Below are 24245 nucleotides of genomic sequence, written 5' to 3'. Positions count from 1 at the left end.
TCGCAGTCAAAGACCAACTACAACATTATAAACAATAAAAAAAGATTTCGCAAGTGTTTTAGCGAAATTCTTTTAAATTGTTTTAACAGCACTACTTTTCTATTTTACATTTGTTTTCGAAGCCGATGTCTAGTATATAAAATTCTACTGAGAATGGCAACTGATAAGGCTAAAGAAATTTTTGGAATATGTCCTTCCCTCTAATACATAAAAGGACATCTCTTCTATAGAGACGCCCTTCCAATAATTATTATAGAACAAATACAATCGCTATCCATCCAAAGAGGACGAGGGGAATGTTGTAACATAGAAATGTCGGGACACAGGTATCCCAAATATGATTATGCTGACCGTCTACATTTAACCCTGCGGTGGGTCCGAGTGTCGAGTCGGAAGCTGGTGAACCAGCATCACCTAAAGCACCCGCAGTACCTATTAAAGCAATTGTCGCTAGAGGACTTAGTCCAAGTTCCATTGCAAGGGGTACAAAGATAGCAGCGATAATTGGAATGGTTGCAAAAGATGATCCTATTCCCATCGTCACAACTAAACCAATAACTAGCATGATTAATACTGCTATACTCACATTACCCGCCAACAGTTTTGAAGAAGCTTCCACCAAGCTCTCGACGTGTCCTGTTTCATTGATAACTGACGCAAAGCCATTTGCTGTAATCATCACGAATCCCACAAAAGCCATCATACGCATACCTTCCGTTAATAGGACATCTGCTTCTTTCCTTCTTAGTGTCCCACTAATATAAAGAACCACGATACCAGCAAGTGCACCAGCAATCATAGAGTCTGTATTCACTTGAACAAACAGTGCCGCTAATAAAGAGATAACGGTAAAGATAATACTACTCCTTTTAACTTCTACTTCTAATTCACTTACTTCTATTTCCTCTTGTTTATAGTTCCTAGCCTTACGGAATAAAACAAAGGCGGATATCAATCCAAATACCATTCCCAGTGCAGGAAAAGCCATAGCTTTGGGAATATCACTTAATGATACCTCCAGACCAGAAAGCCCTATCTGAGTAGCAACGATATCTTGATAAATCGCACCAAACCCATATGGAAGGAACATATATGGGGTTATTAAACCAAACGCAAGTATACAGGCAATCAATCTTCGGTCCACCCTTAACATGTTCAATACTTTTAAGATAGGCGGAACTAACAAAGGTATAAATGCAATATGAATTGGGATTAAGTTTTGTGAAAATACAGCCATCAATAATAGCAATAAGAAGACTAGCACTTTTACAAAACCTGTTTTATTTGATTCTCCCTTGCTTTTAACTAGCTTTAAAATTGCTATTACCAATAAGTCCGGTATCCCCGTTTTAGAGATAGCAACTGCAAACCCTCCTAGCAATCCATAACTTAAAGCTATAGTTGCTCCAGCACCTAACCCACCTGTAAATGCCTCAATCGTTTCTGGCAAGGTTAACCCTGCTGTAAGCCCTCCTACCAAGGCACCTATTATTAAAGAGAATACAACATTTATGCGTAGTAAACTCAAAACTAACATCACTATTACTGCAATTAAGACAGCATTCATAAAAACACTCACTTTCGCGTACTAGATTACTAATAAGTGAAAGTTTAATTCTTCTTCGCCTAAATGTCAATGGAAAATGCCCCCTTGCTTTCAAAACAAAGGGGCATTTTCTTCAATTGATCATTATAGTGATTCATTCACTACTTTTCGATAGTATCCAATAGAGAGAAATGCAAAGATCGAATACAAAATTACATAAACCCCCATCGTAATTAGCAAGGGTGCTACCAGTTCCGTGCCAAATAGCATCCATCCCGATTTGACCGCAAAATAGCTATGTGCTAAACCAATAACTAGAGGAACACCGAAGTTAAACAATTGCTTTTTATAAATTCCTTTCATCAACTCATTCGTCGTGAAACCAATTTTTCTAAGCACTGTGTAGGAAGCCTTCTCTTCTTCCGCTTCCGTCATTTGTTTAAAGTAAAGAATACTACCAGTAGTCATTAAAAATGCTAAACCTAAGAACCCTGTTACAAAGATCACTAATCCAAACATATCTAGCATAGACAATCTATATGCTTCTTGCGTATCCATGTTCACACTGTCAATCGTGCCGTCATCTTTAGTCACTTCAAAATGCCCATTATTCGTTGTTTCTTCGTATATCGCTTGTACTTCTTTTAACTGCGCACTCTCCGCTAAATCAATACCAATTTGTTTGCTCCATATAGTTTGCTCGCTGATCATAGCGTCTGCTTTCAGTTTATCAAATTGTTCATCCGTTACGACTATCGACATGCCAGCACCTGTCACATAATAGACGAGCAATGAATCGGATCTTATTTCTTTAATGGTAATAGATTCTTCTCCATTCGATGTTGTTAGCTCTACTGGTTTATTTTCTTCCAGTTTCACTATTTCTGACATCATACTACTATATCCTGTGATATACCCTTCTCCTTCTTTTAAGGAGAGCCCTGGCATTTCTTTTTGCATATCACTTAGCTTTGTAATAATCATGGGACCTTTAGTTACCATATTTAATCCCGCAGGCATATCATTCGCATATATAGCCGACGTATCGACTTCTACATTTAACAATTCGATATCTGTTTGTGTGTATTCTATTTTCTTCTCGTTTAACAGCTCTATAAAACCTTCGCCTTGGTCATTCATGATAATATAATCAAACGGTATGTTTAGTTTTGCCGTGGAACCTGCTGAATAATAGGAGATATACGACAAACAAAGAATACCTAAAGCGGTTGCGGAGATAACCGTAATGGTTGTTAACGACATAGCATTTGATTTCATTCGATGCATAATTGGCGTTAAAGACAATACATCCTGTATAGACAAATGCCCTCTTTTCTGTTTTCGAATTAAATTTAATATAAATGCTACTGAAAAACGAAATACAAAAAATGTTCCTCCAATTGTTGAAACTAAAATTGCGATCATTTTATAAAAAAGCACATTTGGATTGTCACTTTCTAGTTCGAACAAGGTAGTAGATAAATAATACCCATAACCAATTAATAATAGACCGATGAAGCCAAGAAACATTTGAAGTCCACTAAATCGCTTCACTTTTACATCTGCTGTTGCATTTGCCGTAAACAATGCAAGTAATGACACTCGTCGAATACCAATTGCAGTCTGGATCAATACTACGATCAATAACACTAGAAATACGAAAATCGTCATTTGCAGTGCTTCAACTGAAAATATTAACTGAACCAATACATCTTTTTCTAAAATACGCAGTAAAACCATTCCAAAAACTCTAGAAGTTAAAAAACCAAGTCCGACACCTATCGCCAGTGCACTAACCCAAAGAATTGTATTCTCAAGCACTAATAACCTTGTAACAAGCCCTTTAGACATTCCTATTAGCTGATAGAGCCCAATTTCCTTACTTCTTCTTTTCATAAACAACAGATTCGCATACAGAACAAAAAATACTACTACAAATAACAATATATACGATGCGGCCTTTAAACCAGCAGCAACCTTTACCCCTTGCGATACATCTACTACACTAGGATTGTATTGCAAAGTAACAAAAGAAAAGTAAAGCGTTACACTGAATATAAGGGCAAAGAAATATAAATAGTAATGCTTAATATTTTTCTTCATACTCCGAAGAACTAATTGACTAAGCGTCATAGCCATCACCACCAAGCACACTTTGTGTACTCATAATCTCTTGATAAAAACGCAGCCGATCTTTCTCGCCTTTATACAGTTCCGTATATAATTGCCCATCCTTTAGAAATAACACACGCGAACAAAAGCTTGCGGCAACGGCATCATGCGTAACCATCATAATTGTGACTTTTTTATCTCTATTTATTTTCTCTAAATTGCTGAGTAAGGCAGTAGCTGCCTTAGAATCTAGAGCCCCTGTTGGTTCATCGGCAAACACGACGGAAGGATTACTGATCAATGCACGTGCAGCCGATGTTCTTTGTTTTTGTCCTCCCGATACTTCGTTTGGATATTTATTTGCGAGATCATCAATCCCTAATGTTTTAGTAATTTCTTTGAAACGGGCTTCCGCTTCTTTTTTGGATATATTACTAATAGAAAGTGGTAACAGTATATTTTCCTTCACCGTTAATGTATCTAAGAGATTGTAGTCTTGGAAGATGAAACCTAATTGTTCCCGACGGAAATTGGATAACTCTCGTTCTTTCATCGTCCGTAGATCGTGACCGCTGATTTCGATGACACCCTCAGTCGCTTTATCAATCGAAGCAAGAACATTTAATAACGTTGTCTTTCCGGAACCGGATGGTCCCATTATGCCAACAAATTCTCCTTCTTGTACTTCCATATCTATACCTTTCAACACTTCTTGCGCAGTTGATTTTTTTCCATAAACTTTTCTTATTTTACGTCCACTCAAAATAGTCATGTATGTACCTCCTACATAGTATTAACTCTATTGTAAGACTTTTTATACGTTTAATCGTTCGATTTACATGACAAACAAACAAAGTAGATGACAATTTTGTCACCTACTCGTTATTTTGCTTATTTCATTTTTTAAAGGAAATTGTAATGAAAATGAAGAGCCTTCATCGATTTTAGAGTTTACTATTATTCGTATTCCCAATTTATCAGCGACTTTTTTCGTTAAATACAGTCCCATTCCAGTTGAAGCAGCGGTATTTCTACCCGTTGTACCGGTAAATGACTTTTCAAATATACGTGGCAGATCTGCCTTCGTTATCCCACTTCCAAAGTCTTTTACAGTTAAAATGGTATGACCTGCTTCGTCTTTTTTAGAAAAAACGTGAATTTCTTTATCTGAATCACTATACTTCACTGCATTTGTCAACAACTGACGAAGGATAAATGCTAACCATTTTTGATCGGTCAGGACTTCCTCTTGTAGTAGTTCAATTTCAAAACCAATTCCCTTTTGCATGCACCATGCTTGTAGTTCAATGATTTCTTTATGTAATAATTTTTGAAGTGGAACAGATTCTACTAAATAGTCCTTTTCCAAAGAAGGTAGTCTTGTATGGTGAAGCTGCTGATCTAATAACAAATGAATTCTTAACCACTCGACCTCCAGTTTCTCCTGTAATGGTTGTTCTTGTACCGCATCCATTAGGAGCTTCATCCCAGTCAATGGAGTTTTAACTTCATGAATCCAAGATAAAATACGATCATTCTCTTCTAGATGCACTACCTTTAATTGATTCAATTCCTCGTTATTTACTAATATTAATTCTTCCATAATACTTGTAATTTTCTTTTCAAAACTAGACTCACCTTTCGGGAGAGAATCAAACGTTGCACTTTCTTCCAATTCTTTATAATAAGCAGTCTCTTTCCTATACCTCCACCAAATAAAAAGTAGGAAAGCTATCATGTACACTAGGTTAATATAAAGAATTGCAACTTCTTGGAAAGCGATATCTAAAGTTAAAAGGATGTTCAACCAAATTTGCAAACCAATAAAAAAGAGAATCCATGCTTTTCTTTCTTTCATGTACATTATGAACAAATAACTTTACCCCTCTTTCGTAATTGCCATGTAGCCTAACCCTTTTTTTGTTAGAATAACTTCTTGTAAACCAATTTCCTCTAATTTTAACCGCAATCTATTCACATTAACAGATAACGTATTATCGTTTACAAAACGTTCATCATCCCAGAGCTGCCGCATTAACTCATCACGCGAAACGATTGTATCCACAGATTTTAGTAGGATACGTAATATGAAAAGTTCATTTTTCGTAAGCTCGATGGATCTATCTTGCTTCTTCACTTCACTTTTTGCAAAGTCAATGATTGCACCATTCCAATTACTAATATCCAGTTTTTCTTCCCGGTAATCATATGTTCGCCGTAGTAGTGCTTGTACTTTGGCAAGCAGTACATCCATATTAAATGGTTTTTGTACAAAATCATCTGCACCCATTTGCATCGCCATAATCATATCCATCGGATGATCTCGGGAAGATAAAAAAATTATCGGTACTTTAGAGATATGACGAATTTCTCTACACCAATGAAAGCCATCATAGGACGGCAATTGTATATCAATAATAACTAATTGTGGCTTTTGTTCAATAAAATCTGGCATTACTTTTTGAAAGTCATCGGGACGAATTACATTAAACGACCACTGGATAAATCGTTCTTTAATCATTTCATATATTAGTTGATCATCTTCAATCAATAAGATTTGTGCATTCATCAGCTATCACCTCTTAATACTAGTCTACACTATTTATAAACACAAAAAAAATCCATCTCGTCGTCACGAGATGGATTTTAGCATTTAAATTATTAATTACTTAGTGATAGTAGCAACTACACCAGCGCCTACAGTACGTCCACCCTCACGGATAGAGAATTTAGTACCTTCTTCAAGAGCGATTGGAGAGATTAGAGAAACAGTCATTTCAATGTTATCTCCAGGCATAACCATTTCTACGCCTTCTGGTAAGTTACAAACGCCTGTTACGTCAGTTGTACGGAAGTAGAACTGTGGGCGGTAGTTAGAGAAGAATGGAGTATGACGTCCACCCTCTTCTTTTGAAAGAACATAAACTTCAGCTTTGAAGTCTGTGTGTGGAGTGATTGAGCCTGGTTTAGCTAATACTTGTCCACGTTGGATTTCTTCACGAGCAACCCCACGAAGAAGTGCACCGATGTTGTCTCCAGCTTCAGCATAGTCTAATAGTTTACGGAACATTTCAACACCTGTTACAGTAGTTGATTTTGCTTCTTCAGTAATACCGATGATGTCTACAACGTCTCCAACTTTAACTTGACCACGTTCAACACGTCCAGTTGCAACTGTACCACGACCAGTGATTGAGAATACATCCTCAACTGGCATCATGAAAGGTTTGTCAGTTTGACGTTCTGGAGTTGGGATATAGCTATCTACAGCGTCCATTAATTCAACGATTTTTTCTTCCCATTCTGCTTCACCTTCAAGAGCTTTAAGAGCAGAACCTTTAATTACTGGAATATCGTCTCCTGGGAATTCATATTCAGAAAGAAGATCACGAATTTCCATTTCAACTAATTCAAGAAGTTCTTCATCGTCAACCATATCACATTTGTTCATGAATACAACTAGGTATGGTACACCTACTTGACGTGAAAGAAGGATATGTTCGCGAGTTTGTGGCATTGGGCCATCAGCAGCAGATACTACTAAGATACCGCCGTCCATTTGAGCTGCACCTGTGATCATGTTTTTAACATAGTCAGCATGTCCTGGGCAGTCTACGTGAGCATAGTGACGAGAAGCTGTTTCGTACTCAACGTGTGAAGTATTGATTGTGATACCACGCTCTTTTTCTTCAGGTGCGTTATCGATATCAGCGTATGATCTAGCAGTACCACCCATTTTTTTAGAAAGAACTGTTGCGATAGCAGCAGTTAAAGTTGTTTTACCATGGTCAACGTGTCCGATTGTACCAATATTAGCATGCGTTTTTGAACGGTCAAATTTTTCTTTAGCCATTTGAGAGATCCTCCTCAGTAATTGTATGATTTTTTATGATAAAAGGTAGAGGGCGTACGTCCCTCCATCTTTTATACTCTATAAAATAGTTATACTTTAATTTTGGTGAAATATCAATTATTCACCTTTATGTTTTTTAATAATTTCTTCCGAAATCGATTTTGGAACATCTTCATAGTGATCAAACACCATTGAGAATACTCCGCGTCCTTGCGTGTTAGAACGTAAAGACGTTGCATATCCGAACATTTCAGCAAGTGGAACCATTGCACGTACTACTTGTGCGTTACCACGAGCGTCCATACCTTCAACGCGACCACGACGAGACGTGATATCACCCATGATGTCTCCTAAATATTCTTCAGGAATAACAACTTCTACCTTCATGATTGGCTCAAGAAGTGCTGGATTTACTTTAGATACAGCATTTTTCAATGCCATAGATGCTGCAATTTTAAATGCCATCTCATTCGAGTCAACATCATGGTAAGATCCGTCGAATAATCTAGCTTTAATATCGATTAATGGGAATCCTGCAATTACCCCATTGTCAAGTGCGTCACGAAGACCCGCTTCAACAGCTGGAATATATTCACGTGGTACTACCCCACCAACGATTGCGTTTTCAAACTCAAAACCTTTTCCTTCTTCGTTTGGAGAGAATTCAATCCAAACGTGTCCGAATTGTCCACGTCCACCAGATTGGCGTACGAATTTACCTTCAACTTCAGCTGAAGAGCGGAAAGTTTCACGATAAGATACTTGTGGAGCACCTACGTTAGCTTCTACTTTAAACTCACGACGCATACGGTCAACTAGGATATCAAGGTGAAGTTCACCCATACCAGCGATGATTACTTGACCAGTTTCTTGGTCAGTATGTACGCGGAATGTTGGATCTTCTTCAGAAAGTTTTTGTAAAGCTTGACCCATTTTATCTTGGTCTGCTTTTGTTTTTGGTTCAACTGATAGTGAGATAACTGGCTCTGGGAATTCCATAGATTCAAGAATTACTAAAGCTTTCTCATCACAAAGTGTATCACCAGTTGTAGTATCTTTTAAACCTACAGCCGCTGCGATATCTCCAGAGTGCACTTCTGAGATTTCTTCACGAGAGTTAGCATGCATTTGTAGGATACGTCCTACGCGCTCACGCTTACCTTTTGTAGAGTTTTGTACATACGAACCTGATTGTAATGTACCAGAATATACGCGGAAGAATGTTAACTTACCAACATAAGGGTCTGTCATTACTTTGAACGCTAATGCAGAGAATGGTTCTGAATCGTCTGAGTGACGTTCTACTTCTTCATCTGTGTTAGGATCAATACCTTTCATAGCAGCAATATCTAATGGAGATGGAAGGTATGCAACAACTGCGTCAAGAACTTTTTGAACGCCTTTGTTTTTAAATGCAGTACCACATACTACTGGATAGAATTCTACGTTCAAAGTACCTTTACGGATACCAGCAACTAATTCTTCGTTCGTAATTTCTTCTCCACCAAGATATTTTTCCATTAGCTCTTCGTCAAGCTCAGCTACCGCTTCAACTAGTTTTTCACGGTATTCTTCAGCTTGCGCTTTGTATTCTTCAGGAATTTCTACTTCTTGGATGTCTGTTCCTAAGTCATTACCATATATAGTAGCTTTCATCGTTACTAGGTCGATAATTCCAGAGAACTGATCTTCAGAACCGATTGGTAACTGAATTGGATGAGCATTAGCTTGTAAACGGTCATGAAGTGTTCCTACAGAATATAGGAAATCTGCGCCCGTTTTATCCATTTTGTTAACGAAAACAATACGTGGTACACCGTAAGTTGTAGCTTGGCGCCATACTGTTTCAGTTTGTGGTTCAACACCAGATTGAGCATCTAGAACTGTAACCGCACCATCAAGTACACGAAGTGAACGTTCAACTTCAACAGTGAAGTCTACGTGTCCAGGTGTATCGATGATATTTACACGGTGGTTATCCCAAGAAGCTGTTGTAGCAGCAGAAGTGATAGTAATACCACGTTCTTGCTCTTGCTCCATCCAGTCCATTTGAGAGGCACCTTCATGAGTTTCCCCAATCTTGTGGATTTTACCAGTGTAATAAAGAATACGCTCCGTAGTAGTCGTTTTACCAGCATCAATGTGAGCCATGATCCCGATATTACGTGTTTTTTCTAAGGAGAACTCTCTAGCCATATTGTATTTCTCCTTCCAATTTCAGATTAGGTATCATTTTAAAGTAAATCTTACCAACGATAGTGTGCGAATGCTTTGTTAGCTTCCGCCATTTTGTGCATATCTTCACGTTTTTTAACTGAAGCACCAGTGTTGTTAGATGCATCAAGAATTTCGTTAGCTAAACGTTCTTCCATTGTTTTTTCTCCACGAAGACGTGAATAGTTTACTAAATAGCGAAGACCTAAAGTTGAACGGCGATCAGGACGTACTTCAACTGGTACTTGGTAGTTTGCACCACCAACACGACGAGCACGAACTTCTAAAACTGGCATTACATTGTTTAATGCAGCTTCGAATACTTCTAATGCATCTTTACCAGAACGTTCTTTTACAAGATCAAACGCTCCGTATAGGATTTTTTGAGAAGTACCTCTTTTACCATCAACCATCATTTTATTGATTAAACGAGTTACTAGTTTCGAATTATAAATTGGATCTGGTAACACGTCACGTTTGGAAACAGGACCTTTACGAGGCATGTGTTTTCCTCCTTTCGACGAATGTCTAATTATAGATTAAATTATTTCTTTTCTTTCGGGCGTTTTGCACCGTAAAGTGAACGGCTTTGCATACGACCATTAACTGCTGCTGTGTCAAGAGCACCACGTACGATATGATAACGTACCCCTGGTAAATCTTTTACACGTCCTCCGCGAAGAAGAACAACACTGTGTTCTTGAAGGTTGTGACCTTCACCCGGGATATACGCGTTTACCTCTAACGTATTTGTTAAACGTACACGTGCATATTTACGAAGTGCAGAGTTTGGTTTTTTCGGCGTCATAGTACCAACACGAGTACAAACTCCACGCTTTTGAGGTGAGTTCAAGTTCGTAGCTGATTTTTTAAAGCTGTTATAGCCTTTTCCTAACGCTGGTGATTTAGATTTCGTGCTTTTGGATTGACGAGGCTTACGGACCAATTGGTTAACTGTAGGCATCGATTATTCCTCCCTTCATTTCATCTTGTTAATACCACACATCCAGGTGGTTCATTTTTTGGGTAAAAACAAAGCTTTTGTGATTTACACAAAAACTGTTACACAGTAATAGCTACTACTGACGCGCTAACGCGCAGTCCACAAGCTTTACCAAGATCTACTTTAGACTCAACATAGTGAATTAACACATTGTTTTCTTGTGCTGTTAACCGTACAAGTTCAATGATTTTTTCTTCTACATCAAGCGCAATATAAACTTCTTTGACAAGCCCTTTTTTCATTGCTTTTACTGCTTGCTTTGTACCAATGATTGTTTTTTTCGCTTGCTTGACTTTTTCATAAGACATTTTCATATCCTCCAAAGCTACAAGTCCGATAACTATCAACCTTAAGTATATTATCATTCCTTGAAAAAAGTGTCAACACTTATCATTAAAATTATTAGGGAGAATTATATCTCCCTAATAATAATTTCCTTACTCAGCCTTTACTGCTTCTTTTTCCGCATCTGCCTCATTAGGAGAGATTTCAATTTGACGATAACGTTGCATTCCTGTACCAGCAGGAACTAATTTACCGATAATAACATTCTCTTTCAATCCTAATAATTCATCACGTTTTCCTTTGATCGCCGCATCTGTTAGGACACGAGTTGTTTCTTGGAAGGATGCAGCAGATAAGAACGATTCTGTTTCAAGAGAAGCTTTTGTAATACCAAGGATAACTGGGCGACAAGTTGCTGGTATCTTACCTTGAAGAACAGCATCTTTATTTGCTTCAGCAAATTGATGGATATCAAGCAGTGAACCAGGAAGTAGGTCTGTTTCACCTGCTTCAATAATTCTTACTTTACGAAGCATTTGACGTACCATTACTTCGATGTGCTTATCTCCAATTTCTACCCCTTGCATACGATAAACTTTTTGTACTTCTTTTAGTAAGTACTCTTGAACCGTTGAAACGTCTTTTACTTTTAGTAATTCTTTAGGATCTACAGAACCCTCTGTTAATACTTGACCACGGTTAACAACATCGTTTAATTGAACTTTTAAACGAGCATTGTATGGTGCTAAGTATTTACGTGTTTCTACAGTACCTTGAATAGTAATTTCTTTTTGGCCTTCTCTTATTTCATCAATTTCCGTCACAATACCGGTAATTTCTGTAATAACAGCTTGCCCTTTTGGATTTCTTGCTTCGAAAATCTCTTGGATACGTGGAAGACCTTGAGTGATATCGTCTCCCGCAACCCCACCTGTATGGAATGTACGCATCGTTAACTGAGTACCTGGTTCACCGATTGATTGAGCGGCAATAATACCTACTGCTTCACCAACTTCTACCGTATCACCAGTCGCTAAGTTTAGACCGTAACATTTTTTACATACACCGTGTTTTGTATTACAAGTGAATGCAGAACGAATTGTTAATTCTTCAATTCCTGCTTCTTCGATCACGCGAGCAACGTCTTGTGTAATTAGTCCGTCTTTTTCTAAGATGACTTCATTTGTAGTTGGATGGAAAATTGTTTTCTTCGTATGGCGACCAACAATACGTTCACCAAACTCTTCAATTACTTCCGTTCCTTCCATAAGCGAGCCAATTAGTAAGCCACGATCTGTTCCACAATCGTCTTCACGAACGATTACATCTTGAGCAACATCTACTAGACGACGAGTTAAGTAACCTGAATCGGCTGTTTTCAGCGCTGTATCGGCAAGACCTTTACGAGCACCATGTGTAGAAATGAAGTACTCGAGTACCGTTAACCCTTCACGGAACGATGATTTGATCGGAAGTTCGATAATACGTCCTGCCGGGTTGGCCATCAGTCCACGCATACCTGCAAGTTGAGTAAAGTTAGATGCGTTACCACGGGCACCTGAGTCACTCATCATGAAGATTGGGTTCATGTTATCAAGAGTTTTCATCAGCTTATCTTGAATTACTTCTTTCGCTTTACTCCAATGTCCGATAACGCTCGCATAACGCTCGTCTTCCGTGATCAAACCACGGCGGAATTGTTTCATAACTTTATCTACTTTACTTTGTGCCTCTTCTAAAATTTCACCTTTATCAGGAAGTACGACGATATCAGAAATACCAATTGTAATACCTGCTTTAGTAGAATATTTAAATCCAAGTGCCTTCATGCGGTCAAGCATTTTTGAAGTTTCCGTGATATGGAAGTTCTTAAATACTTCTGCAATGATATTACCAAGGATTTTTTTCTTAAATGGCTGTACAAGATCTGTAGATTCAATATGTTTCTTCACATCAGTAGTTGTAGAAACAAAGTATTTTTCCGGAGTTTCAATTTGTAAGTTGAAGTCCGTTGGCTCATTAATATACGGGAACGTTTCTGGTAGTATTTCATTGAAAATTACTTTACCTACAGTTGTTAGTAGTAACATCTTGTTTTGTTCTTCCGTAAATGTTTGGTTTTTTAAGGACGATGCTGCAATAGCGATACGCGTATGCAAATGTACATGCCCTGTATTATAAGCAATTAGCACTTCTTCTGGACCGAAGAACGTAGTACCTTCTCCTGTTGCCCCTTTACGCTCAAGCGTTAAGTAATAGTTTCCTAAAACCATATCTTGAGAAGGTGTAACAACTGGTTTTCCGTCTTTCGGGTTTAGAATGTTTTGTGCTGCAAGCATTAATAGACGTGCCTCTGCTTGTGCCTCTGCAGATAGAGGAACGTGAACAGCCATTTGGTCACCATCGAAGTCAGCGTTATAAGCTGTACATACTAATGGATGAAGTCGAATTGCACGACCTTCTACTAATGTTGGTTCGAATGCTTGAATACCTAAGCGGTGAAGAGTAGGTGCGCGGTTTAGTAAAACCGGATGCTCCTTAATAACATCTTCTAATACATCCCAAACCTCTGCATGCATACGTTCAATTTTACGTTTTGCACTCTTAATGTTATGAGCTAGCCCACGTTCAACAAGTTCTTTCATCACAAATGGCTTAAATAATTCGATAGCCATCTCTTTAGGAAGACCACATTGATACATTTTTAAGTTTGGTCCTACTACGATAACCGAACGACCAGAGTAGTCTACACGTTTACCAAGTAAGTTTTGACGGAAACGACCTTGTTTCCCTTTCAACATATGTGAAAGTGATTTTAATGGACGGTTACCTGGACCAGTAACTGGACGACCACGACGACCATTATCTATTAAAGCATCTACAGCTTCTTGTAACATACGTTTTTCATTTTGAACAATGATGCTTGGAGCACCAAGATCTAATAAACGTTTTAAACGGTTGTTACGGTTAATAACACGACGATACAAATCGTTTAAATCGGATGTAGCAAAACGTCCACCATCTAATTGAACCATTGGACGTAATTCTGGTGGAATTACCGGAAGTACATCTAGGATCATCCAGTCTGGTTTGTTTCCTGAGTTACGGAATGATTCTACTACTTCTAAACGTTTAATCGCACGTGTACGACGTTGGCCTTGTGCTGTTTTTAACTCTTCTTTTAAGCTTTCTGTTTCACTTTCTAAATCAATCTCTTGAAGTAGACGTTTAATAGCCTCTGCACCCATAGCCGCTTGGAATTTAGTTCCAAACTTATCACGGTATGCACGGTATTCTTTTTCAGAAAGTAATTGTTTCTTTTCAAGTGGTGTATCTGCCGGCTCGATTACTACATAAGAAGCAAAATAAATGACTTCTTCTAGTGATCTTGGAGACATATCTAAAAGTAGACCCATACGACTTGGAATACCTTTGAAATACCAGATATGTGATACCGGTGCAGCTAATTCGATGTGTCCCATACGTTCACGACGAACTTTCGCACGTGTAACTTCTACTCCACAGCGATCACATACAACACCTTTATAACGAACTCGCTTGTATTTACCACAGTGACATTCCCAGTCTTTTGTCGGACCGAAAATACGCTCACAGAATAAACCATCTTTTTCAGGTTTTAAAGTACGATAGTTAATCGTTTCAGGTTTTTTTACTTCTCCATAAGACCATGAACGGATTTTATCAGGTGAAGCTAAACCAATTTTCATATACTCAAAATTATTAACGTCTATCAAGGAGCCTACCTCCCTTTAGTCTTGTGTCTTTTAAAAAGACTTTCCAAGTAGCTCTGCATTATGCAATTTTATACGGAAATACGGACAGGTATCACCTGTCCGATTTTTATTTGTTTCTTATTCCCCTACTTCAACAGGTTCCTCTTCATTTGCTTGTGGCAAAATTCCAAGTGCGTCAGCTGCAGGAATATCGTCATCTTCATCTAAATCGCGAAGTTCAATTTCTTCTTCGTCGATTGTTAACATCTTAACGTCCATACCTAAACTTTGTAGTTCTTTGATCAATACTTTAAATGATTCTGGAACACCTGGTTCAGGAACGCTTTCTCCTTTAACAATTGCTTCATACGTTTTTACACGTCCCACAACGTCATCGGATTTAACCGTTAGGATTTCTTGTAATGTATAAGCAGCACCATATGCTTCCAGTGCCCATACTTCCATCTCTCCGAAACGTTGTCCACCAAATTGTGCTTTCCCTCCAAGAGGTTGTTGCGTAACTAGTGAGTACGGTCCAGTAGAGCGTGCGTGCAACTTATCATCTACCATGTGGGCAAGTTTAATCATATACATAATTCCGACAGAAACGCGATTATCAAATGGTTCGCCTGAACGTCCGTCGTATAATGTTGTTTTACCGTCTCGGTTTAGACCTGCTTCTTCCATTGTCGTCCACACGTCTTCTTCGTTGGCACCATCAAATACTGGTGAAGCCATATGAACTCCAAGTAGTCTAGAAGCCATACCTAAGTGTAGCTCTAATACTTGCCCGATGTTCATACGAGAAGGTACACCAAGTGGGTTTAACATGATGTCAACTGGTGTTCCATCTGGAAGGAACGGCATATCTTCTTCCGGAAGGATACGCGAGATAACCCCTTTGTTACCATGACGTCCGGCCATTTTATCCCCAACGGAGATTTTACGTTTTTGAACGATATAAGCACGAACTAATTGGTTAACGCCTGGAGATAATTCATCGCCATCTTCACGATTAAAGACTTTTACATCTAATACAATCCCGCCAGCACCATGAGGTACACGTAGAGATGTATCACGAACTTCACGGGCTTTTTCACCAAAAATAGCATGTAGTAGACGTTCCTCGGCAGTCAGTTCTGTAACTCCCTTAGGTGTTACTTTACCAACTAAAATATCGCCATCACGTACTTCTGCACCAACACGGATAATTCCACGGTCATCTAAGTTGCGTAGTGCATCTTCTCCGACGTTTGGAATATCTCTTGTGATTTCTTCTGGTCCAAGCTTCGTGTCTCGTGATTCCGATTCATATTCTTCAATATGCACAGAAGTATATACATCATCTTTCACAAGGCGTTCGCTCATAATAACAGCATCCTCGTAGTTGTATCCATCCCATGTCATGAAGGCTACTAGCACGTTACGTCCTAGAGCAAGCTCTCCTTGTTCCATAGAAGGACCATCTGCTAGAATATCAAGTGGTTTTACTCGATCCCCCACTTTAACAATTGGACGTTGGTTGATAGATGTCCCGTGGTTAGATCGTTCAAATTTATGGACTTTATACGAAGTTAAATCACCTTTAACTTCTTTTCCATCTACTTCTTCAATGCGTCGAACGCGAATTTCTTTTGCTTCAACATGCTCTACAATTCCGTGATACTTCGCAATTACAGCAGCTCCAGAATCACGTGCATTCACATGTTCCATACCAGTTCCAACAAATGGAGCTTCTGGATTTAATAATGGAACAGCTTGACGTTGCATGTTCGCACCCATTAATGCACGGTTCGAGTCATCGTTTTCTAAGAATGGGATACATGCTGTCGCCGCAGAAACAACTTGTTTTGGAGAAACATCCATGTAATCCACTTGTTCTCTTCTGAATACCGTGTTATCGCCTCGGAAACGCCCAACTACTTCTTCATTTAAGAACGCACCTTCATCTGATAATAAAGAGTTTGCTTGTGCTACTACGTAGTTATCCTCTTCATCTGCAGTTAAATAATCAATGCGCATCGTTACTAAGCCAGTCTCTGGGTCAACTCGACGATATGGTGTTTCAATAAAACCAAATTTATTCACTTTTGCAAAGCTTGAAAGTGAGTTAATAAGTCCGATATTCGGACCCTCTGGTGTTTCAATCGGACACATACGACCATAGTGAGAATAGTGAACGTCACGTACTTCGAAACCAGCACGCTCACGTGTTAAACCACCTGGTCCAAGTGCTGATAGACGACGTTTGTGCGTAAGTTCAGCAAGTGGGTTTGTTTGGTCCATGAATTGAGATAATTGCGAGCTACCAAAGAATTCTTTAATAGATGCAATAACTGGTCGAATATTAATAAGTTGTTGAGGCACGATAGATTGTGTGTCGTTAATAGACATACGTTCACGTACCACACGTTCCATACGAGAAAGACCAATACGGAATTGGTTTTGTAGTAATTCACCTACTGAACGTAAACGTCGGTTACCAAGATGATCAATATCATCCGTGTTTCCAACATTGAATAACAAATTGAAGAAATAACCGATAGAAGAAACGATATCAGCAGGCGTAATGTTTTTTACTTCATTTTCTACATACGCATTACTAATAACATTGATTTCTTTTTGTTCTTCATCGTTTGGAGCAAATATCTTAATAGATTGAATTGTAATGTCGTCTTCTAAAACACCACCAACTTGCGATAATGTTTTGAAGCCAATTCCATTTTCTAAATGAGGAATCAGTTTATCTAGTACACGACGATCGATAAGTGTACCAGCTTCTACTAGAATCTCACCCGTTTCTGGATCCACTAACGTTTCTGCTACCGTTTGATTGAATAAACGATTTTTTATATGCAGTTTTTTATTCATTTTATAACGACCAACATTTGCTAGATCATAGCGTTTTGGGTCAAAGAAGCGAGAATATAACAAGCTCTTTGCACTTTCCACTGTTGGTGGTTCACCAGGACGTAAACGCTCATAAATTTCAAGTAACGCTTTTTCAGACGTTTCTGTGTTGTCTTTTTCCAGCGTATTACGTAAATATTCGTTGTCACCGATTAAATCGATGATTTCTTGATCGGATCCAAAGCCTAAAGCGCGAAGTAAAACAGTCACTGGTAATTTACGCGTGCGATCGATACGAACGTATACTACGTCTTTTGCATCAATTTCATATTCTAGCCATGCACCGCGGTTTGGGATTACTGTTGCCCCAAAGCCTTTTTTACCATTTTTGTCTGTTTTATCATGGAAGTAAACACTTGGTGAACGGACTAACTGAGATACGATAACGCGCTCAGCACCATTAATTACGAAAGTACCTGTTTCTGTCATAAGCGGGAAATCACCCATGAAGACATCTTGTTCTTTCACTTCGTCCGTTTCTTTGTTGTGGAGACGCACTTTTACGCGCAGTGGTGCCGCATATGTTGCGTCACGTTCTTTCGATTCGTCGACGGAATATTTCGGTTCATTTAAACTATAGTCGACAAATTCAAGTGATAGATTGCCTGTAAAATCCTCGATTGGTGAAATATCTTTAAACATTTCACGCAAACCTTCTTCAAGGAACCATTCGTAAGATGCTGTTTGAATTTCGATTAGATTCGGAAGTTCAAGCACCTCACTAATACGCGCAAAGCTTCTGCGTTGGCGGTGTTGTCCGTACTGAACTAGTTGACCTGTCAACTCATTCACCCCTCAATAAAGCGATAATAGGTCTTTTCGTTATACACATTTTGGTGTATGATAACGAAAGACAAAAAGAAAACGAGTTCTTAATAAGAGCTCATTTTTCGATTAACCAAACTTTTTCTCGGCCAGTATACCCAATTTTATAAGTTTTATTCAAAAGGGCACACGTCCTCAAAATAATATTTTTGCATTTTATTATAATATCATAGCGATTTTGTCAAGTCAATCTTTTGTAGCTTTTATAATCCAATAGCCTTTTTCTTTCTCTACAACTTCTACTTGACCAAAAATCTCTTCTAAATAACTAAAAGTAGATGGTGCCCCTTGTTTCTTTTGAATCACAACCCACAATTCTCCCTTTGAAACCAACTTCTCATAGGACTCTTTGTAAAAACGAAAAATAGTTTCTTTTCCAGCGCGAATCGGTGGATTAGTTATAATAGCCGCAAAGTTTGCAGTAGTAACTGCTGACAACCCATCACTTTCATAGATTCGTACATTTTGTACCCCGTTAGCAGCAGCATTTTTTTCTGCAAGTTGGATTGCACGTGTGTTTACATCTACTAAATGAACTGTTCTCTCTTCATTTGCTTTTGCAATAGAAAGACCTATAGGTCCGTATCCACACCCTACATCTAAAAAGTCTCCTTCTTGATCAGGCACTTTAAAAGCATCGATTAATACACGGGAGCCAAAATCTACTTCGCTCTTACTAAATACACCAGTATCTGTTTCAAATCGAAAATTGTGACCGAGTAATGTAAAATTCCAATGACGTGGTTTACTTTCCGTTTGAGGTTTTCTAGAATAATAATGATCAGACACCGAATAACCCTCCACAATACATACGAAGAAAAGCCCGTCGTTTACTGACGAGCTTTTTTCTTCGGAGTGTACAAAAATTACTTAACTTCTACGCCTGCGCCAACTTCTTCAAGTTGAGCTTTGAAAGCTTCTGCCTCATCTTTAGAAACGCCTTCTTTAAGTGCTTTTGGAGCGTTGTCAACTAATTCTTTAGCTTCTTTTAATCCAAGACCAGTGATTTCACGAACCACTTTGATTACTTTGATTTTTTGATCTCCAGCAGATGCAAGGATTACGTCAAAATCAGTTTTTTCTTCTTCAGCAGCAGCTCCGCCACCTGCAGCAACTGCTACTGGTGCAGCAGCTGTTACACCGAATTCTTCTTCAATTGCTTTTACTAAGTCGTTTAACTCAAGAACTGTCATTGATTTGATAGCTTCTAAGATTTGCTCGTTGTTCATTATAATTTCCTCCTATAATTGGATAATTTTTAGGCTATTCGCCGTTTTTTTCTTATCAAGCCGCGTAATGAATTATGCGCCTTGTTCTTCTTTTTGTTCTGCAACAGCTTTTGTTGCAAGTGCGAAGTTGCGCACTGGAGCTTGAAGTACTGAAAGAAGCATAGAAAGAAGTCCTTCGCGTGATGGAAGTTCTGCTAATGCTTTCACATCTTCAGCAGATGCTACAGTTCCTTCGATGATACCAGCTTTAATCTCAAGCTGATCGTTCTTTTTAGCAAAATCATTAATGATTTTTGCAGGTGCGATTACATCTTCGTTTGAAAATGCAACTGCGTTTGGACCAACAAGATGTTCATTAATCCCGTCAACTCCAACTACTTCAGTAGCACGGCGTGTAAGTGAGTTTTTGTAAACTTTGAATTCCACACCAGCTTCACGAAGTTGTTTACGTAATTCTGTTACTTGCGCAACGTTTAAACCACGGTAATCAACTACTACTACAGAAGCGGCAGCTTTAAACTTTTCTGCAATGTCTTGAACTTGCACTTTTTTTGTTTCAATTGCTTTGCTCATCTTGGCACCTCCTATAAGAATTGGCCATTTATACCGAAAAAAGAAAAGCCTCTGATCTACGGATAGACACAGAGGCAGAAAGTCATCATCTAGTAAGAATCTGAATTTGCTTGTCCTCGGTAGGATATTAAGTGACGAATCACTCCTACTGTCTTCGGTACAAATGTATATTTCACAACAAAAGTCATCTTAACAGATTTCCTTTACGTTGTCAATTATTATTTAATCGATTGAGCATCAACTTTTACAGCTGGCCCCATAGTAGTTGTAACATTTACCGACTTCATGTAAACGCCTTTTGATGCAGCTGGTTTAGCTTTTTGAATTACTTCAAATACTGCCATGAAGTTTTCTACTAATTTATCGTCTTCGAAAGAAACTTTACCGATTGGAGCGTGGATAATCCCAGCTTTATCAGCGCGGTATTCAACTTTACCTGCTTTAATTTCTTCGATTGCTTTTGTAACGTCAAATGTAACAGTACCTGTTTTCGGGTTTGGCATTAAACCTTTTGGCCCAAGAACACGACCGATTTTACCAACTTCACCCATCATGTCAGGAGTAGCTACGATTACATCGAAGTCAAACCATCCTTGTTGGATTTTGTTGATGTATTCTGCATCGCCTACGTAGTCTGCACCAGCAGCTTCAGCTTCTTTAAGCTTTTCACCTTTAGCGAATACTAATACGCGTTGTGTTTTACCAGTACCGTTTGGAAGTACAACCGCCCCACGGATTTGTTGATCGTTTTTACGAGTGTCAATTCCTAAACGGAATGCAACTTCTACTGTTGCATCGAAATTAACTGTGCTTGTTTTTTTCGCAAGCTCGATTGCTTCTTTAGCTGAGTATAATGTGCTGTTATCAACTAATTTAGCTGCTTCTTGTAACTTTTTACCTTTGTTAGCCATTTAAAATGTCCTCCTTGATAGTGGTTTTAGCGGAATTAAACCTCCCACGTGTAAAGGTTGCAGTTATCCATATGAACAACTACAACCTTTCAAAAAAACAAATGCGTCATATCAAAAATGCACTTTAGATATTAGTCTTCGATCGTAATACCCATGCTGCGTGCAGTACCTTCTACCATCAACATAGCTGCTTCAACAGATGCTGCATTTAAATCTGGCATTTTTTGTTCAGCGATTTCGCGAACTTTTTCACGTTTCACTGTCGCCACTTTTACGCGGTTCGGTTCACCTGATCCAGATTGAATACCTGCTGCTACTTTAAGTAACACTGCTGCCGGCGGAGTTTTTGTAATGAAAGTAAATGAACGATCTTCAAATACAGAAATTTCAACCGGAATGATTAGACCTGCTTGATCTGCAGTACGTGCGTTGAACTCCTTACAGAATCCCATGATGTTAACACCTGCTTGTCCTAATGCAGGACCAACTGGCGGTGCTGGGTTTGCTTTTCCAGCAGGAATTTGTAATTTAACAACTTTAATCACTTTTTTAGCCACGAGACACACCTCCTTAAGTCCGTGATGTGGTAATTGGGTTGCCCCTCCCACTCAAATATCTGTCTCTCAGCTCTGCGCTGATAACATTAGAAAATTAATGCAGACGTATTTTCAGTCTGACCTTTGAAATGATACCATTTTTTTGTTACTTCTGCAAGTATCTATGCATAATTATATTTTAATCACTTGATCAAAATCTAATTCCATGTTTGTTTCTCGTCCGAACATATCTACAGAAACCGTAACTTTAGCTTTTTCTAAGTCAATTGTTTCTACTTTCCCTTGGAAGTGAGCAAACGGTCCTTCTAAAACTTCTACTAATTCACCTATTGTGAAATCAACTTCTACTATGCGATCATCTGTACCCATTTGTTTCAGCATAGATTGCACTTCTTCTGGCGCTAATGGAGTTGGTTTTGTACCTCCACCTGAAGAACCAAGAAAACCTGTTACTCCTGGCGTATTTCGAACAACATACCAAGCATCGTCGGTCATAATTAGTTCTACAAATACATAGCCCGGGAAAGTTTTTCTTAAAACTGCGCGTTTTTTTCCATCTTTAAAATCGATTTCTTCTTGTTCAGGGATATACACTCGAAAAATTTTATCTGACATCCCCATCGTTTCTACACGTTTTTCTAAATTTGCTTTTACTTTATTTTCATACCCAGAGTAAGTATGAACTACATACCAATTTTTCTCCATACATGTTAGGACCTAACGTCCTTTCCCTCCTTTTCTTTAGACAAATGAAAAAACCCGTTCGTTTTCTAAGACGGGCTATTTCAAAAAATATTTACATGCTACTTTTTATCATCCTAAATACCAGCGGAATAATTCTGAGATCCCTAAGTCTACTATAGCAAAAAACACAGTCATTAATACAACCGTAGCAAGAACAATTATTGTATAGCGAGTTAGTTCTTTGCGTTTTGGCCAACTTACTTTTCTCATTTCAGACATTACATTTTTAAAAAATCCACCTACATTAGCCATTCTAGCTAAACCTCCACATGGAAAATCTATCTTACTTTCAAACTTACAGCGTTTGTTTATGAAGTGTATGTGCGTTACAATGCGCACAGTGTTTTTTTCTTTCTGTACGTATAGATGCACTCTCTTTCGACGCCGGAACTGTATAATTCCGATGTCCACATTGCACACAACTTAAGACAATTTTCTTTGTCAATTTATCACCTTTTTACGCGTATAATTCTTTTTCAAGATTATCATTTTACAGAAACAGTGTCAACCAAACATTAGCATTTATACATAATTACTGTCAATCTCCATATAGCGTTCTAGTTTTCTTTTAACGCGCTGTAATGCATTGTCAATTGACTTCACATGACGATTTAGCTCTTCTGAAATTTCCTGATAAGATTGTCCATCCAAATATAGTGCGAGTACTTGTTGCTCTAACTCACTTAAGATCTCAGCCATCTTACCTTCCATGTAATCATAATCTTCTCGATTAATAATTAACTCTTCTGGATCATCTACGACAGAGCCAGCAATCATATCCATTAGCGTTCGATCTGATTCTTCATCGTAAATAGGCTTGTCCAAAGAGACATAAGAATTTAGCGGGATATGCTTTTGACGGGTAGCTGTTTTAATAGCAGTAATAATTTGTCTCGTAATACATAGTTCTGCAAAAGCTCGAAAAGAAGCAAGTTTCTCTTCCTTGAAATCTCGTATTGCTTTATATAATCCAATCATTCCTTCTTGGAGAATATCTTCTTTGTCGGCACCTATTAAAAAATAGGATCTTCCTTTCATTCGAACGAACGAACGATACTTCGTTATTAAGAAATCTAGCGCTTCAGTGTTTCCTTGATGAACCAGCTCTACAAGTTCCTCATCTAGTAAACTATCCAATTGCTGTAGATTCTGTTCTGTCTTTTCCAATGAAGTCACCTCAGCTAAATTACTAATAGTTACCACAAGTATACAGGATGAAATTTTATAGCGTCAATGAATCATTTCATTCCTCTCCGCCATTTTTCAAAAATTTCTGCAACTTCCTCTGTTAAAGGAATGGTAGAAGTAGGTTTATTCTCTTGTATATGCTTCATTTTTTTCGTAATGTTTGAAGAAATAGCCAGCATTTCAATTTCAAATTCTCTTGCTGATTTTCTTAGCGCTCCTTGCCCAAATATTACTCTTTGTTCTGTCATATCAGAAGTTGCTACGTAAATCTGTACCCTTCTGCTACTTAGTTCTAACGTGAGCTTTTCTATACGCTCATCTGCTGTTTCATTTTTCCGCGTATAGATGATTTCCACATCGTATTCTTTCTTTTTGTGTTCAATACCTGGCACTAGATGCGCATCAAAAACAACAATCACTCGAATACCTGTAAATGCCTTATATTCTGCCATTAGCTCGATCAATCGGTCTCTAGCGTCTAGTAATTTATCATTTTTTAACTTCCGTAACTCGCTCCATGCGCCGATGATGTTATAACCATCGACAAGTAGAATTTGCATA

Annotated in this window: 22 protein-coding genes and 1 other annotated feature; all 22 genes read right to left on the bottom strand. The window is 38.3% G+C overall.

Annotation, left to right across the window (positions count from 1 at the left end; translation table 11 throughout):
• Nucleotides 1-250 precede the first annotated feature (250 nt).
• The 22 genes from FG382_RS07010 to FG382_RS06905 all read right to left on the bottom strand — a co-directional run bounded on the left by FG382_RS07010 (nt 251) and on the right by FG382_RS06905 (nt 24244).
• Entirely contained in the window at nt 251-1567 is a 1317-nt protein-coding gene (locus tag FG382_RS07010; protein WP_142538189.1) for a Na+/H+ antiporter family protein, read from the bottom strand.
• 123 nt (nt 1568-1690) lie between these two features.
• A complete protein-coding gene (locus FG382_RS07005) occupies nt 1691-3649 on the bottom strand; it encodes an FtsX-like permease family protein (RefSeq protein ID WP_244950523.1) in 1959 nt (652 codons plus the stop codon).
• A 19-nt stretch (nt 3650-3668) separates the two neighbouring features.
• Nucleotides 3669-4430: an ABC transporter ATP-binding protein gene (locus FG382_RS07000; RefSeq protein ID WP_142538187.1), complete on the bottom strand. Its 762-nt coding sequence runs from the start codon at nt 4428-4430 to the stop codon at nt 3669-3671.
• A 99-nt stretch (nt 4431-4529) separates the two neighbouring features.
• Nucleotides 4530-5516, bottom strand: coding sequence for a sensor histidine kinase (locus FG382_RS06995; RefSeq protein WP_244950522.1), 987 nt, complete (start codon nt 5514-5516; stop codon nt 4530-4532).
• A 21-nt stretch (nt 5517-5537) separates the two neighbouring features.
• Nucleotides 5538-6227, bottom strand: coding sequence for a response regulator transcription factor (locus tag FG382_RS06990; RefSeq protein ID WP_142538185.1), 690 nt, complete (start codon nt 6225-6227; stop codon nt 5538-5540).
• A 96-nt stretch (nt 6228-6323) separates the two neighbouring features.
• A complete protein-coding gene (tuf, locus tag FG382_RS06985) occupies nt 6324-7511 on the bottom strand; it encodes an elongation factor Tu (RefSeq protein ID WP_142538184.1) in 1188 nt (395 codons plus the stop codon).
• A gap of 117 nt (nt 7512-7628) precedes the next feature.
• On the bottom strand, nt 7629-9707 hold the full coding sequence (gene fusA / locus FG382_RS06980) for an elongation factor G (protein ID WP_142538183.1): 2079 nt from the start codon (nt 9705-9707) through the stop codon (nt 7629-7631).
• Between the two features lie 50 nt (nt 9708-9757).
• Nucleotides 9758-10228 (bottom strand): 30S ribosomal protein S7, encoded by a 471-nt coding sequence (gene rpsG / locus FG382_RS06975; protein ID WP_142538182.1) that lies wholly within the window; start codon nt 10226-10228, stop codon nt 9758-9760.
• A gap of 41 nt (nt 10229-10269) precedes the next feature.
• Nucleotides 10270-10689 carry a 30S ribosomal protein S12 gene (rpsL, locus tag FG382_RS06970; RefSeq protein ID WP_093274835.1) on the bottom strand — a complete coding sequence of 140 codons (420 nt, stop codon included), beginning with the start codon at nt 10687-10689 and terminating at the stop codon, nt 10270-10272.
• 98 nt (nt 10690-10787) lie between these two features.
• Nucleotides 10788-11036, bottom strand: a complete 249-nt coding sequence (locus tag FG382_RS06965; RefSeq protein ID WP_142538181.1) for a ribosomal L7Ae/L30e/S12e/Gadd45 family protein — start codon at nt 11034-11036, stop codon at nt 10788-10790.
• Nucleotides 11037-11165: 129 nt separating this feature from the next.
• On the bottom strand, nt 11166-14768 hold the full coding sequence (gene rpoC, locus FG382_RS06960; protein WP_142538180.1) for a DNA-directed RNA polymerase subunit beta': 3603 nt from the start codon (nt 14766-14768) through the stop codon (nt 11166-11168).
• 117 nt (nt 14769-14885) lie between these two features.
• Nucleotides 14886-18440, bottom strand: coding sequence for a DNA-directed RNA polymerase subunit beta (gene rpoB, locus FG382_RS06955; protein WP_142538179.1), 3555 nt, complete (start codon nt 18438-18440; stop codon nt 14886-14888).
• A 228-nt stretch (nt 18441-18668) separates the two neighbouring features.
• Entirely contained in the window at nt 18669-19271 is a 603-nt protein-coding gene (locus FG382_RS06950) for a class I SAM-dependent methyltransferase (RefSeq protein WP_142538178.1), read from the bottom strand.
• A 77-nt stretch (nt 19272-19348) separates the two neighbouring features.
• Entirely contained in the window at nt 19349-19711 is a 363-nt protein-coding gene (gene rplL, locus FG382_RS06945; RefSeq protein WP_142538177.1) for a 50S ribosomal protein L7/L12, read from the bottom strand.
• A gap of 72 nt (nt 19712-19783) precedes the next feature.
• Nucleotides 19784-20284: a 50S ribosomal protein L10 gene (gene rplJ, locus FG382_RS06940; protein ID WP_142538176.1), complete on the bottom strand. Its 501-nt coding sequence runs from the start codon at nt 20282-20284 to the stop codon at nt 19784-19786.
• 32 nt (nt 20285-20316) lie between these two features.
• Nucleotides 20317-20460: a sequence feature (ribosomal protein L10 leader region), on the bottom strand.
• Nucleotides 20461-20502: 42 nt separating this feature from the next.
• Nucleotides 20503-21195 (bottom strand): 50S ribosomal protein L1, encoded by a 693-nt coding sequence (gene rplA / locus FG382_RS06935; protein ID WP_142538175.1) that lies wholly within the window; start codon nt 21193-21195, stop codon nt 20503-20505.
• 131 nt (nt 21196-21326) lie between these two features.
• A complete protein-coding gene (rplK, locus tag FG382_RS06930; protein ID WP_139176005.1) occupies nt 21327-21752 on the bottom strand; it encodes a 50S ribosomal protein L11 in 426 nt (141 codons plus the stop codon).
• 171 nt (nt 21753-21923) lie between these two features.
• Nucleotides 21924-22457 carry a transcription termination/antitermination protein NusG gene (gene nusG, locus FG382_RS06925; RefSeq protein ID WP_142538174.1) on the bottom strand — a complete coding sequence of 178 codons (534 nt, stop codon included), beginning with the start codon at nt 22455-22457 and terminating at the stop codon, nt 21924-21926.
• 108 nt (nt 22458-22565) lie between these two features.
• A complete protein-coding gene (secE, locus tag FG382_RS06920) occupies nt 22566-22748 on the bottom strand; it encodes a preprotein translocase subunit SecE (protein ID WP_142538173.1) in 183 nt (60 codons plus the stop codon).
• A 43-nt stretch (nt 22749-22791) separates the two neighbouring features.
• Nucleotides 22792-22941 carry a 50S ribosomal protein L33 gene (gene rpmG / locus FG382_RS06915; RefSeq protein ID WP_142538172.1) on the bottom strand — a complete coding sequence of 50 codons (150 nt, stop codon included), beginning with the start codon at nt 22939-22941 and terminating at the stop codon, nt 22792-22794.
• Nucleotides 22942-23018: 77 nt separating this feature from the next.
• Complete coding sequence (sigH, locus tag FG382_RS06910) at nt 23019-23663, bottom strand: RNA polymerase sporulation sigma factor SigH (RefSeq protein WP_142538171.1); 645 nt, start codon at nt 23661-23663, stop codon at nt 23019-23021.
• Between the two features lie 71 nt (nt 23664-23734).
• The gene (locus FG382_RS06905; RefSeq protein ID WP_142538170.1) at nt 23735-24244 is read right to left on the bottom strand and encodes an NYN domain-containing protein; all 510 of its coding nucleotides are present in this window, start codon (nt 24242-24244) and stop codon (nt 23735-23737) included.
• Between the last annotated feature and the right edge of the window lies 1 nt (nt 24245).

This window comes from Psychrobacillus lasiicapitis, from assembly GCF_006861795.1.
Lineage (GTDB): Bacteria > Bacillota > Bacilli > Bacillales_A > Planococcaceae > Psychrobacillus > Psychrobacillus lasiicapitis.
Note: the sequence above shows the minus strand (reverse complement) of the source record. Positions and strands in the feature narration are given on the sequence as shown.

Excerpts from the sequence above, each read along its gene's own strand:
- rplA (WP_142538175.1), bottom strand. The coding sequence starts at position 21,195 with ATGGCTAACAAAGGTAAAAAGTTACAAGAAGCAGCTAAATTAGTTGAT.
- rpsL (WP_093274835.1), bottom strand. The coding sequence starts at position 10,689 with ATGCCTACAGTTAACCAATTGGTCCGTAAGCCTCGTCAATCCAAAAGC.
- rplL (WP_142538177.1), bottom strand. The coding sequence starts at position 19,711 with ATGAACAACGAGCAAATCTTAGAAGCTATCAAATCAATGACAGTTCTT.
- nusG (WP_142538174.1), bottom strand. The coding sequence starts at position 22,457 with ATGGAGAAAAATTGGTATGTAGTTCATACTTACTCTGGGTATGAAAAT.
- rpsG (WP_142538182.1), bottom strand. The coding sequence starts at position 10,228 with ATGCCTCGTAAAGGTCCTGTTTCCAAACGTGACGTGTTACCAGATCCA.
- rplJ (WP_142538176.1), bottom strand. The coding sequence starts at position 20,284 with ATGAGCAAAGCAATTGAAACAAAAAAAGTGCAAGTTCAAGACATTGCA.
- FG382_RS06965 (WP_142538181.1), bottom strand. The coding sequence starts at position 11,036 with ATGTCTTATGAAAAAGTCAAGCAAGCGAAAAAAACAATCATTGGTACA.
- FG382_RS06990 (WP_142538185.1), bottom strand. The coding sequence starts at position 6,227 with ATGAATGCACAAATCTTATTGATTGAAGATGATCAACTAATATATGAA.
- FG382_RS06995 (WP_244950522.1), bottom strand. The coding sequence starts at position 5,516 with ATGAAAGAAAGAAAAGCATGGATTCTCTTTTTTATTGGTTTGCAAATT.
- FG382_RS07000 (WP_142538187.1), bottom strand. The coding sequence starts at position 4,430 with ATGACTATTTTGAGTGGACGTAAAATAAGAAAAGTTTATGGAAAAAAA.
- FG382_RS06905 (WP_142538170.1), bottom strand. The coding sequence starts at position 24,244 with ATGCAAATTCTACTTGTCGATGGTTATAACATCATCGGCGCATGGAGC.
- fusA (WP_142538183.1), bottom strand. The coding sequence starts at position 9,707 with ATGGCTAGAGAGTTCTCCTTAGAAAAAACACGTAATATCGGGATCATG.
- FG382_RS07005 (WP_244950523.1), bottom strand. The coding sequence starts at position 3,649 with ATGAAGAAAAATATTAAGCATTACTATTTATATTTCTTTGCCCTTATA.
- tuf (WP_142538184.1), bottom strand. The coding sequence starts at position 7,511 with ATGGCTAAAGAAAAATTTGACCGTTCAAAAACGCATGCTAATATTGGT.
- secE (WP_142538173.1), bottom strand. The coding sequence starts at position 22,748 with ATGGCTAATGTAGGTGGATTTTTTAAAAATGTAATGTCTGAAATGAGA.
- FG382_RS07010 (WP_142538189.1), bottom strand. The coding sequence starts at position 1,567 with ATGAATGCTGTCTTAATTGCAGTAATAGTGATGTTAGTTTTGAGTTTA.